The sequence below is a fragment of the Ferdinandcohnia sp. FSL W7-1320 genome, from assembly GCF_038050315.1.
Taxonomy (GTDB): Bacteria; Bacillota; Bacilli; order Bacillales; family Bacillaceae_L; genus Ferdinandcohnia; species Ferdinandcohnia aciditolerans.
In genome coordinates, this window is sequence record NZ_JBBPAM010000001.1 from 645,411 (window position 1) to 658,188 (window position 12,778).

Below are 12,778 nucleotides of genomic sequence, written 5' to 3' on the forward strand. Positions count from 1 at the left end.
TTAGCGGTACACGCTCAAAGCGAAAATGCTCAAGCGTGTATGTCAAGACCAGTTTAGCGGTACACGCTCAAAGCGAAAATGCTCAAGCGTGTATGTCAAGACCAGTTTAGCGGTACACGCTCAAACCCAAAATGCCCCAGCATGTCCCGCAAGACCAGTTTAGCGGTACACGCTCAAAGCCGAAAGTCCCAAGCATGTCCCGCAAGACCAGTTTCAAGGTACACGCTCAAACCAAAATAGCCACCGGCATGTCCTGCAAAACAACCTCACGCTACAAGCTCAGCCAAAAATACACCCCAGATGTCCAGCAAACCCAACCAACAACCCAACTCCACCCCACAAATTTTATTCAAAAAACCCATCAAAATCTTTTTGGCAATGTATTCGTGCATGAACTCCCTAAATGTGGTAAAAACTAACTCTACTACTAACGGAGTTTGGGAGGTTTTACTTTTGAAAAGGCTTTTGGGCTTACTTCTTCTTTTAACTGTTACCTTTTCATTGGTTGGTGCCCACCAGGCAGCAGCAGCTTATTCAAATGCGCCCATCCATTGGGGCTTCAAAAAAAGCAAGAATCATGAACCGGCATCAGCTGGTGAGGAGTATGATAAACTACTCGCAAAATATGGGGCATTTTATATTGGGGACACAACTAAGAAAGATATCTATCTAACCTTTGACAATGGCTATGAAAATGGCTATACCGAAAAAGTTCTTGATGTGTTAAAAGAGAAAAAGGTTCCTGCAACATTCTTTGTAACCGGACATTATCTAAAAGATCAGTCCGACCTCGTCAAACGAATGGCAAAGGAAGGACATATTGTTGGCAATCATTCATGGTATCATCCGGATTTAACAAGAGTGAGTGACGAGCGACTCCGAAAAGAGTTAGATTCAGTTAGGGAGGAAACGAAAAGGCTGACTGGGCAGGATGTCGCCTATCTTCGACCACCGCGCGGCATTTTCAGTGAACGTACCTTAGCATTATCGAATGATTTGGGCTATCAAAATGTATTCTGGTCACTTGCATTTGTTGACTGGCATATCAATAATCAAAGAGGTTGGGAGTATGCCTATAACAACATCATGAGACAAATTCATCCAGGTGCAATTCTATTGTTACATACAGTATCAAGGGACAATGCGGAAGCGCTTGGTAAAGCTATCGATGATTTACGGGAAGAAGGGTATACCTTCCGAAGCTTAGATCACCTAATGGTTGAAAGATCCATTAAAGAAGAGCTGCTATTAAACATGAATTAAATCGGAAAAGGACTTAGAATTTGTCTAAGTCCTTAGTTATTAATGTCTAGCTTCAGGCGCCATCGGCTCGAGGTCATAAGCCAATTGCTTCGGAAGGTAAAAGACACCTTCTGTCAGCGCTTGTCTTATGCTTGTCGCCTAAAGCTGAGCGCCTTGCACTTTTCTATTTTACATATATTTTTCAACTAATTCATAGCATCTTTCTTTGGTGACCTGTGCTAGAGTACTTGTCTTTACTAAAGCCTCCATTGTACCACCTTTGTACTGTTCTGCTTCGTCACTTGCCGCCTTATATTTTTCTTTAATCCATCGGCGTTGTTCTTCACGTAACTCATCCATTTCTTCAGTCGGAAGTTGTTTCTCAAGTTCCTTCCAGATTTTATTTAGCGCATCGTCCCAGGCTTTATAGTTTGCTGCCGCGATTTCATCCATCTCAACTTGAGTTTCTCCCTCAGGCTGGCTTTCGATTTCCTTCTCAATCGCTTCAAGTTCACTTAAATATTGGATCTTAAGAGGACTGTCTTCTGTCGTCCCTTCGACGTTAGTGTCAGTAGACTCTGCATCAGCATTTTCCTCAGTGGTATTTGCCACGTTACTTTTTTCAGTGTTTTCAACAGTCTCATTTGGATCTGCTTTCTCTGAGTCTGAAGTATTTTCTTCGTTTTTAATTGGTTCTTCTGGTGTTAGACTTGTCTCCTTATCTGTATTTGCACAAGCAGCCAGCAAACCTAATATGACAGTTAACAGTAAAAACTTCTTCATGATAAAAACTCCTTGTAAAAATTTGTTTTATGTAAACTACTTTAACAAAAATGCATGTATCGTCAAATTATAACGCAAAAACGATAAAAGAGCTGTAAGTTTTCAGCTCTTTTTCTGTGGTACTTTTTTCTTCCGCCAAGGTTTAATGTAAGAAATTATAAAAATAAAAATGGTAACCGCCACTTGAAAATAGACCGCATATTGTCTAAATAAGTGGTTTTGAATAAACTCGGGATTGGTCAATGCTATTTCCCGTTGGGTCTCAAGGAGATCCATATTAGTCATCATTAGCTTATCTATAATAAAAATTCCAACAATCGTTTGAATTAAATATAGTACGAATTTTACGCCAACCCATCGATGTTTGAAAAATCCCCAGTTTGTAAAGAATCCATAGGTGAGCCCCACTAATAATGTGCCAATCGCACCCCAGCGAACAATATGATCACTAATGATTACAATATTTTTATATCCCAAATAAGACTCATCAAATTTTGAGAAATCAAGATGTATATTAAGTGCAAGGGAGCTCAATATTCCTCCGAAAAAGACCACGACTAGAAAAACATGAATTATTTTTAACCATTTCATCCCTTTAGGTCCGATTTTTCTCATGTTTCAATACCTCCCGTGTTATCTGAACAACATCATTCATTTTACGCGGAGGAGGAACATATAAAAATATGCCACAGACGTAACTTTCGCTACAACTGTGGTCCTATATTTTCTACACTTGACCGAGGAGATAAAATGGAGAAAGAGACTTTTTTATGGTAGGAGGAATCACAATGAATCCATACATCCTTTTGGTTTTTGCGATTATTAGTGAAGTGTTTGGCAGCTCGATGCTCAAAGCAACAGACGGATTCAAAAAGTTCCTGCCTTCTTTAGGAGTCATGGTTGGATACAGTCTAGCATTCTACGGTTTATCACTTTCTTTAACAACTTTACCACTTGGAATGGCTTATGCAATCTGGGCCGGAGTAGGGACAGCACTAACTGCATTAGTCGGAATCATCATCTATAAGGAACATGTTGATCGGAAAAAAATCCTTGGATTCTTCTTAATCATCGGTGGAGTCATTTTACTAAATGTCGGAGGGGGTCATTAAATGAGAGGATATTTTGCATTATCTATTTCAATTATTTGTGAGATTTTTGCAACAGCCATGCTTAAAATGTCCGAGGGATTTACTGTACTTTTCCCCTCAGTCGGTGTCATCATTGGGTACGGACTCGCCTTTTATTGCTTATCCTTATGTTTAAAAACCCTTCCGTTAAGTTTGGCGTATGCAATTTGGTCGGGTGTTGGAACCGCACTAACGGCAGTCATTGGTGCCCTTGTGTAGGGAGAGGTTTTTAGCACTCTTAAACTAGCAGGGATCATTTTGATTATCGGTGGAGTGATTTTATTAAATTCTTCGAAAAGCGAAGAAATTGAGGAATCGAAAGCTAAAGCACTTTAATAAAGAAGCATTACCTTTTATAATTGTAAGGGAATACATAGTAAGGGGGACAAGGAAATGGTTGGAGAATGGGAAAACGCAGAACCAGGGGTAAAACGAAAAATTTTCCCTCCGGGTGAATCAGTGATGATGATGGAAGTGCACTTTGAAAAAGGGGCAGAAGGCTACCAACATAGCCATCCTCATGAACAGTTCACGTACGTCATGAAGGGAAGCTTCCAGTTCACAATTGAAGGTGAACAAACAACGGTATCCCAAGGAGAAACGATTTTTATTCCAGGAAACCATAAACATGGAGTCGTTGCACTAGAAGAAGGTATTTTACTAGATGCATTTACACCGCTTCGTGAAGACCTACTTAATAGATAACAGGGAATCCTCTTGCTTGCAGGGGGATTTTTTTTGTGCTCAAATGGTATAATGTGTATTAACACTTATTGAATTGAGGTAGGTTTCCATGTAGGAGAAAAATGTGCATGTACAGCCGCCATATAATTTCGATCGCGTCCTAGACCGGCTATCGATAAATCCACTTATCGATTTAAATAAAGATGAACGCTCCGTGAAGGTACCATTTTATATAAAAAATGAACCTGTGGTAATCACGGTAAAAGCAACTGGAACAACGGAGAATCCAATTTTCGTAGTCACTGGTACTCAAACTGGTTTAATGGAGCAGGCATTACAACATGTTTCTCACATTTTTCAATGGGACGTACCGTTAGATAAAATCCAGGATCATTTTTTACAAACAGACCTCAGAGATATTTTCATAGAACATCGCGGGACACCGTTGGTATTAGACTTTGATCCATATTTTTGCTTGATGAAGTGTATCATCCATCAGCAACTCAATATGACATTTGCCTATACATTGACATCACGGTTTGTAACGACATTTGGCGAAGAGATTGAGGGAATGTGGGTGCATCCTCGACCTGAAAAAATAGCGGAGTTAACGGTTGAAGATCTGAGAGAGTTGCAATTTAGTGGTCGGAAGGCTGAATATGTGATAGATACCTCCAAACTGATTGCAGCAGGAGAGCTAACACTTAATGACCTCCAATCGAAAACGGATGATAAAGTCATAGAGACGCTTGTAAAAGTCCGTGGAGTTGGAAAATGGACCGCTGAAAATTTTCTATTATTTGCGTTGGGACGGCCCAATCTATTCCCGATGGCAGATATCGGAATCCAAAATGCCATCAAAAAATTATACAATCTTGAGAAAAAGCCATCCTATGAACAGATGGAAGAATACAGCAAGCCGTGGGAACCATACTTAAGTTATGCCTCCCTGTACTTATGGCGAAGCATCGAATAGAAAGTTGTGTGTAATGATGAAACAACAAAAGGAAAACCAAGCAAAATTACAGGTGGGACAAACATTTCCCCTTACTATAAAAAGACTCGGAATTAACGGAGAAGGTGTCGGATATTTTAAAAGACAGGTCGTCTTTGTTCCGGGAGCACTACCGGGTGAAGAGGTAGTCGTTGAAGCAACAAAGGTCCATCCAAAATTCTCTGAAGGAAAGATTAAGAAAATCCGAAAAAAATCAGAGCATCGGGTGAAGCCACCTTGTCCAATCTACGAATTGTGTGGCGGTTGCCAACTGCAACACTTAGACTATCGTCAGCAATTGAATGAGAAGCGGGACATTGTCGTTCAAGCTTTTGAGCGCTACGGTAAAACGCCGATTGATAAGCTGAATATTAAGGACACGATTGGCATGGACAACCCGTGGAACTATCGAAATAAAAGTCAGTTCCAGGTAGGACTGGATAAGCAAAAAGTGATCGCGGGACTTTATGGCCTTAATTCTCATAAGCTAATCGATATTGCTGACTGTATGATTCAACACCCTGCAACAAGCAAGGTCACTCAAACAGTCAAAATGATCTTACAAGATTTAAAAATCTCAATCTATAATGAAAGAACTCGAAAAGGGCTTGTCCGCACAATCGTTACACGAGTAGGCGTTCAGTCTGGAGAGGTTCAGGTTGTCTTAATTACAGCTCAAAAGGAAATCCCACGTAAACAATTATTAATAGAAGAAATCTCGAAACGTTTACCAGAAGTGAAATCAATCATCCAAAACATCAATGGACAAAAGACTTCACTCATTTTTGGAGACGAATCGATTCATTTACATGGGAATGAGGTCATTCAAGAAACCCTAGGAGACCTTTCATTCGAACTGTCAGCACGTGCATTTTTCCAGCTGAACCCGGAACAAACCGTCAAACTATATGATGAAGTAAAAAAGGCAGCACAATTAACCGGTAAGGAAAAAATCTTCGATGCCTATTGTGGAGTAGGAACAATCGGACTCTGGCTGGCAGATGGGGCAGCAGAAATCCGCGGCATCGAAATCATCCCAGAAGCCATTGAAGACGCAAGAAAAAATGCAAAAAAACATGGCTTCCAAAACGCCACCTATGCCGTAGGAAAAGCCGAAAAGCTCCTACCAAAATGGGTAAACGAAGGCTGGCGCCCAGACGTCATCGTCGTCGACCCACCGCGCACAGGCTGCGACGATCAATTCTTGCAAACTGTGTTAAAAGTGAAACCGAAGAAAATGGTGTATGTATCTTGTAATCCGTCTACATTGGCGAAGGATATTCAAGTGTTATCGAAGCTTTATCGGGTGGAATATGTGCAGCCGGTGGATATGTTTCCTCATACGGCTCATGTTGAGGCGGTCGCGAAGTTGGTGTTGAAATAAAACCCTAAAACAAACATTTGACCGTGAATTCGTTTAAAGATTTTTTTACGAATTCACGGTCTTTTCAATTGTAAAATACGTTCTAATAACCTTGATTATGAGTACTAATTTGAAACTAACAACTACAAAGCTCAATGAGTGTAAAGGACCCAGAACACTATGAAACAAAAGGGTAATATAGCAAAAATCTAGAGATTGTAGGAAAGTACAATATATAACAACAAAACTCTACAAGCTTAAATGGCTATTTTTTTGTCAGGAATTATTGTAAAATGGGAAAAATTGCGAATTTGCAATTTATTTCAAGGTTAAATGATAACATTATTAATTATAAGTTTAATGCAAGATTTATTAATGTATAATATAATTGCAATTGGAAAATTATTCATTTGGAGGTAATGATATTTGAGAATACAAGATATAAGTGAAAGCTCCAATTTTGTAAAAATTGGAGCTAGACCATTAAGTATAGGGCAAGCTGAAATTCTATTACCGTCTTTTCAATCAATCCTTAACCAAGTTAAAAAATTTAGACAAAATGCTAAAACGCTTGATAGATTAGATTTTAATAGAAAAAGAACTAGGGCTTTTGAAGATAATTTTAGTAACGTTATCTCAATTTTAGGTGTTAGGGGGTCAGGAAAAACCTCGATTCTTTTAACTTTAAAAGATTATTTTAGTATGAATGAGTCAAGTAATATAATTCTTCCTATGATTATCCCAGAATTTATTGGTAAATCGAACGATACTTTAGGATGGATTTTAAGTTACTTAGAGGATGAGATAAATAAGATTGAAGAATTAGACAAAAAGGAACGTTATTATAGGGGAGAAAGTAATAAGTATTATGAAAGAAGATACCAAGATTATCCTGAAGGAAATATACTAGAAAAATTTAATAACCTTTGTAAAACCTATTTTTTTAGAAAAAAAAGTTATGGAGAATATATCCAAAATAAGAATGAGGGGACAGCTGATTATATTAGAGATAAACAACTTTCCTTACGCTCTGACCAATTATTAATTGAACAATTTAAAGAATTTATTGATTTGTTGATTTATAAGAAACGGATATTAAATGTAGACCATTCAGATGAACCTTTATTAATGCTCTTTTTTGATGATGTTGATATTAGTTCTGAAAGATGTAGTGAGGTGTTGGATGTTATTAGAACGTATCTAACACATAAAAATATCGTTGTATTTGTAGCGGGAGATTACAATACTTTTTCAGAATCATTAACATTAGAATTCTTACAACGTGAACAGATACCACACATACATTACAATGAAGTATTTGTTCCAAGTAGCCGCGAACAATTGTTATCGGGTTTAGCAAGGAATAGAACTGTTTTAGAAAGCAGAAAGCAATTAAGTCAGGAGTTCCTAAAAAAAACACTTCCCCCATCATTAAGATTCGAAATGAGAGCATTAGATAATTATGACAAAACCAATTTCAAATATGAGTTGAGGGCTGATACCGAGAATGAATTAAACAAGACCCTAAGTGAATTAATTATTCAAAAACTCTTTAGAAAAAAAGGCAATGATATAAGCACTTTGCAAGAATATCATTTTGATATTTTTGATGAAAATCCCCGTGGATTAATTAATGTTTATTATTATCTAAATTACCTTGAAAGGCCTGAAACTGAGTATCAAAGAATTGGATATATAAAAGATTTTTTGAAAGTTTTATTAGATTCTTCGCCTAAACTGAAAGAATATTCAACTGAAGTATATAAATTTATTAAAATAGATACTAAGTCTGAAGTTACTAAGATAGAATTTGAATATTTAATAAATTTAGCTAAAAACTACATAAACATAGAAAAACATAATGCTAGAAAAGAACTACCTGAAATAAACAAAACACAAATTATTGATGATATTATCAACTTATTTGTGTTAGGAGACTTGATTTCTGAGTTAATTGGTGAAGATGGGAATGAAAATAAAAGTAGTATCTTTGTTTCACTATTAAATCAATTTAACGAACGTTTATTGCCTCAAATAAAGGGAAATTCAGATAAGAGTCGATTTATATTCACAAATAAAGACTATACTTTAAGTTTTTTAATCAACTTTACAAGAGAATTAAATAGAAATTTAAGTCCTATAGAATTACAGGACCTTTTTGAAATAAAATCAAATAAAGACTATTATTCAGAGAAGTATTTCTTTGAAACATTCTTTGATTATTACACTAATTACATAGGTGAACATGATCATGATCATGATCATGGTTTCGAGAAGTATAATATTGTTAATATTTTCTTTGAAATTTATAATCAAGATGAAAAGTGGATAAAGGATAAATTAGACTTTGCATTTAAAACTTCAAAAAATGAAAAATCAATTATTGGTAAAGCAATAGACCAAAATTTAAAAATTTTGAGCGCTTCACCTGTTTTGAAAGATTTCCTACAGGATAAAACCGAGGAGATACGATTTAAATTATTATCGGAAAAAAGTGTTATGGATGTTATAAAACAAACTGAAACCTCAATTTTACAGTTTGCAAATAAACAAAAATTGGAAGTTTCTGGATTATTAAGTCTTGAAGATTATAAAAATATAATAGATATAGGTATTGAAATCGTAAATGGTTTAAATATTAAGGATTTAACTTCTACTATAGATTATGTACTACAAGCAGCATACGAACATATGGGTTATTATTCATCAAAAAAAATGGTTTGGGTAAGTGAAAAATTTTTGGAAAACATAATTAATTGGTTAAGAGAATACTTGCCTCAGGATATAGTTTATTTGGAGTTTATTGATGATTTAAAAGATAATAGAGTGATAGATTACGAGAGATACAATATGTTTTTAAATTCTTTAGAAAAACGAAGTTATGAGTTTCCTCCTAGAGCTAGAAGAAACATAATAGATCAGATTAATGAAATAAGGCTGCATGCCGAGACAGAAAATATGGTTTTAGAAAAAAAACATGAGTATTTTGAGATAGATTTGAGTGATGATCAAATCCATGAAACATTGATGTGGGAAATCAACATACTTATTGGGATGACTGTTCTAATTAAATACTTCGAAATTTTAAATAATGATAGCCTAAATTATTTCTTTACTCTTAATAACCAATTTTATGATTGCAAAATTACAAGTGTTAACGGAATCAATAAAATTAAGAAAGAAAAATTTAGAAGACAAATACAAAATATTCAGGGTGGTATTAATGAGTATCACTAAACACACATTAAAAATGGATACCCGAGCAAAATTGTTAGTATTCCCTCTGATTGATAGTCAGTTTTATAAACACGATCCTTTTAAAGAATATATTAATAATAGTGAAAAACAAAAAGAATCGAGCTATCAAAAATTCATAGATGAGTTGTTAGTGACTAACGTTTACCCACTACTGGCTAAAAGTAATAATATTAATCATCTGGAAGAAATTAGATTATTGATAGAGCAATACTTTCCGAATGAGAGATTTGTATCGTATGCTACTAATAGTAAACTCTACTTTAGTTATTTAACAGAACTTTCTAAAGTATTCTTAACTCATAGAGATGGACAAATTTCTTTAAAGTATTGGGAAAGTACTGAACATAACGAAAATGAAAATAAAATATTAGGACCGTATCGTGGTATATACAAAATTGCTATGTGGAACTCGTTAAATAGAATATTTACAACGGATTTACTTGCTATTTTGTATTTATTAGATTTAGATATGACAGAAGAGTATTATTTAAAGTCATTTGTAGCTGGCATTAATGTGGCTGATACCCAACTTGATAAGGTTCTAAGTAAGGGAATTGCAGAAACACATCTTCACTTAAATGCGGCCGGTAGTTTTGATTTAACATGGCAAACGCTAATGGCAAATCAAGAAGTAAAAGATAGTATATATATTAGTACCTTTTATAATGATAAGGAAGTTAAGTACTATGTTAAGGCAATGAGCATTGTAAGAATTGTTCTAGCCATGTATTTAAAAGAGCGGGATTCAAATCAATATATTACTCTTTCTGAATATATGAAAAAACATATACCGCATGGGAAAAAGGACTTTAAAACAAATGATTTCTTACACTGGATTACTAACGGAGAGAGTCTAAGTGATAAAATTACTGAACGAAAATTGTCGGAAATAATAGAGGATTTAAAACTTAATCTTAAGCTATTACCTGATAATCTTGTCGAGCCAGACTTTGTTTCTCGTTTAGGACAGAATGATATTATTCATAAATTATTAGAAACTTACGGGGAAGATAACACAGTCGAGCGAGTTTTTCTATTGCATTCAATTAAGTATTTAACTTCAAAGGGTGAAGTAGATGAACTATATAGCGATATCTTCTGGCAGTATATTCGTGTGAAAAATCTAGTCTTTCAGTTACATGTTCAACAAAATAGTATTAATGGTTTAGAATATTTTGTAGAATACTTTGGAAGATCTACTGACGTAAGAATAGATAATGAAGAACAACGTTTAAACTATTTATTAAATTATCAAGTACGAAATCGATTTTTAAAAAAATTAGAGGTCCGTATATCAGTTGGCCCAGGAGAAAATGATAAAGCAAAGAAATTATCATTAGCAAGAAAGTTAAAATCTTTCTTTTACGCATATCTCGAGTTGATTAAAGAGTTCGAATATACTAATACTTCCGCCCCTGCTATTGGAATAATTACCCACTTTATTAAGTCTCGTATAAAAGTAGATGATAATGAATATATTTTCGATGCATATGAAAAAAAAGTTAAAGAATATCATAATGAGATGTTGGCGCTTGTAGAATTAAGAGGAGAAATCGATGGGCTGTCTCATTATCTAGTAGGAATAGATGCTGCAGGTGAAGAATTAGTAACAGAACCGTGGATATTTTCAAATATTTTTAGGGAAGCACGTGATAGTAAAAGTCAAAAGCTATTTTATAAACATGTAGGAAATAGACAGATTCAAAATCTTGGGTTAACTTATCATGTAGGAGAGGACTTTCGTCATATATTAACGGGTTTACGGTGGATAGATGAAGTTATTGAACATTTTCAGTACCATGCAGGAGACAGGATTGGTCATGCTGTGGCTTTGGGGATTGATGCAGATAGGTGGGCTGATGAGAATCCAGTAATTACTCTACCACGCAATGAACACTTAGAAAATATGCTTTGGATATGGGATTTGTGTGTAAAAGGTAGGTGTCCTATACATATTGATATTCCATATATTGAGAATGAAATTATTAAATATGCTAAGCAAATTTATACAGAAAATAATTGTAATCTAACTGTACATGGTCTACTTCAAACTTATAAAGACAAGTTTAATTTATTTGATTTTAACATGAGCGAAGGTCAGCCTAAAACTATAAAGCCTAATATATATATAAAAATGAAAGAACCCATTCAAATTAAATTGGAGAAAAAAGAAATAATCCTAATAAAGGAAATCCAAAGTATACTAATAAATGAATTAAGCATTAAAGGAATTATAGTTGAAACAAATCCATCATCAAACACTGCAATAGCAAGTTTAGGAAGTGTTTTTGAACATTATATTCAGCAACTAAACGAAATGAACTTAGAAAATGGGAAAAAAATGATGCAAGTTACAATTAACACTGATGATCCAATAATATTTAATACAAATATTAATAATGAATTTGCATATATATTTTTTGCTTTACAAGAAAAGGGATATGCTCGTGAAGAATTGCTACAGTGGATTGATAAGGTTAGAGAAAATGGTATACAGTCAAGTTTCATTAAAAGTAGAGATATAACTAATGAGCAAAGAATTAAGGAAATTGAAGATATACTAAAACAACTGGAAAATTACACTTAAAAAGGGAAACAAAAGGTGCTATGTTTGTTAGCACCTTTTGCTTATATTATTATACATAAACCATATTTTGTGAGAAATTTAAAGTTTCTCTAAGGAATTATTCTCTTGGAATGTAAATAATTAGCCCGTATAGAGTACAGTCAAAAATGAATGTAAAATACATATTTTCTTTTATATAGGATATTCGAGTTGTTTATTAAATTGATAAAGGATATTAAAAACCTTTTATTAATATCCAAGAAGAGAAAGGAAATATAAGAATTTGAAAAGAGATATTAAATTTGGTAAAAAGGTAATTGTTTGCGAGAGAGAACAAGAAAATAATAATAACGAATTAGTAACTCCTTCTGAAATAAATAAGAGGTTGCAGTTTATCACCTTAACCTTTTAGAACAAGAATGTTATACAAAAAAACTCAATATGCAAGTAATGAACCTATATGGTTATTCAGACTCTAACCTGGGATGGTCATGAGCTTAGATTCTATAAAGAATGATAACGTCTGGGTAAAGGTAAAGGAACGTATCAAATCGGAGGGTTTGAAATCGGTTAACTTTCTTTTAAAGTAATAAAAGACTACGCGGTTTTCGAGTTTAATATGGTTAAAATCTAAAAGCAATTTCCAACAACTCTTTAGATAACATGTCCCTGAATCTTTCCAATACTAATTTTGTGGCGATGCGTACAATGGAGCAATCACTTTAAAAATTTGATAATTGGCGATCTTATGATCTTAC

At 34.4% G+C, this 12,778-nt stretch carries 9 protein-coding genes and 1 pseudogene; 8 read left to right on the forward strand and 2 right to left on the reverse strand.

Going from position 1 to position 12,778, the window contains the following annotated elements:
• Positions 1-501 precede the first annotated feature (501 nt).
• A complete protein-coding gene (gene pdaA, locus NST91_RS03170) occupies positions 502-1,263 on the forward strand; it encodes a delta-lactam-biosynthetic de-N-acetylase (RefSeq protein ID WP_440272662.1) in 762 nt (253 codons plus the stop codon).
• A gap of 168 nt (positions 1,264-1,431) precedes the next feature.
• Here the strand turns inward: pdaA and NST91_RS03175 are convergent, their stop codons facing one another.
• Both NST91_RS03175 and NST91_RS03180 read right to left on the reverse strand, forming a co-directional pair.
• On the reverse strand, positions 1,432-2,025 hold the full coding sequence (locus NST91_RS03175) for a lysozyme inhibitor LprI family protein (RefSeq protein WP_121448731.1): 594 nt from the start codon (positions 2,023-2,025) through the stop codon (positions 1,432-1,434).
• A gap of 102 nt (positions 2,026-2,127) precedes the next feature.
• Positions 2,128-2,640, reverse strand: coding sequence for a DUF2269 family protein (locus tag NST91_RS03180; RefSeq protein ID WP_121448730.1), 513 nt, complete (start codon positions 2,638-2,640; stop codon positions 2,128-2,130).
• A 173-nt stretch (positions 2,641-2,813) separates the two neighbouring features.
• Between NST91_RS03180 and NST91_RS03185 the strand changes: the two genes are divergently transcribed.
• The 7 genes and pseudogenes from NST91_RS03185 to NST91_RS03215 all read left to right on the forward strand — a co-directional run bounded on the left by NST91_RS03185 (position 2,814) and on the right by NST91_RS03215 (position 12,041).
• Positions 2,814-3,137, forward strand: a complete 324-nt coding sequence (locus NST91_RS03185) for an SMR family transporter (protein ID WP_121448729.1) — start codon at positions 2,814-2,816, stop codon at positions 3,135-3,137.
• Positions 3,138-3,491: pseudogene (locus tag NST91_RS03190) on the forward strand (DMT family transporter).
• 57 nt (positions 3,492-3,548) lie between these two features.
• Positions 3,549-3,860 (forward strand): cupin domain-containing protein, encoded by a 312-nt coding sequence (locus NST91_RS03195; protein ID WP_121448727.1) that lies wholly within the window; start codon positions 3,549-3,551, stop codon positions 3,858-3,860.
• Positions 3,861-3,963: 103 nt separating this feature from the next.
• Positions 3,964-4,815, forward strand: a complete 852-nt coding sequence (locus tag NST91_RS03200; RefSeq protein WP_341329976.1) for a DNA-3-methyladenine glycosylase family protein — start codon at positions 3,964-3,966, stop codon at positions 4,813-4,815.
• A 13-nt stretch (positions 4,816-4,828) separates the two neighbouring features.
• Complete coding sequence (gene rlmD, locus NST91_RS03205; RefSeq protein WP_341329977.1) at positions 4,829-6,217, forward strand: 23S rRNA (uracil(1939)-C(5))-methyltransferase RlmD; 1,389 nt, start codon at positions 4,829-4,831, stop codon at positions 6,215-6,217.
• 405 nt (positions 6,218-6,622) lie between these two features.
• The gene (locus tag NST91_RS03210) at positions 6,623-9,433 is read left to right on the forward strand and encodes a hypothetical protein (RefSeq protein WP_341329978.1); all 2,811 of its coding nucleotides are present in this window, start codon (positions 6,623-6,625) and stop codon (positions 9,431-9,433) included.
• On the forward strand, positions 9,420-12,041 hold the full coding sequence (locus NST91_RS03215) for an amidohydrolase family protein (RefSeq protein WP_341329979.1): 2,622 nt from the start codon (positions 9,420-9,422) through the stop codon (positions 12,039-12,041). Before NST91_RS03210 ends, NST91_RS03215 begins: the two co-directional genes overlap by 14 nt.
• The last annotated feature ends 737 nt before the right edge of the window (positions 12,042-12,778 follow it).

Bases quoted from the DNA above. Each gene is read 5' to 3' on its own strand.
- NST91_RS03180 (WP_121448730.1), bottom strand. From the start codon at position 2,640: ATGAGAAAAATCGGACCTAAAGGGATGAAATGGTTAAAAATAATTCAT.
- NST91_RS03195 (WP_121448727.1), top strand. From the start codon at position 3,549: ATGGTTGGAGAATGGGAAAACGCAGAACCAGGGGTAAAACGAAAAATT.
- NST91_RS03175 (WP_121448731.1), bottom strand. From the start codon at position 2,025: ATGAAGAAGTTTTTACTGTTAACTGTCATATTAGGTTTGCTGGCTGCT.
- NST91_RS03215 (WP_341329979.1), top strand. From the start codon at position 9,420: ATGAGTATCACTAAACACACATTAAAAATGGATACCCGAGCAAAATTG.
- rlmD (WP_341329977.1), top strand. From the start codon at position 4,829: ATGATGAAACAACAAAAGGAAAACCAAGCAAAATTACAGGTGGGACAA.
- NST91_RS03185 (WP_121448729.1), top strand. From the start codon at position 2,814: ATGAATCCATACATCCTTTTGGTTTTTGCGATTATTAGTGAAGTGTTT.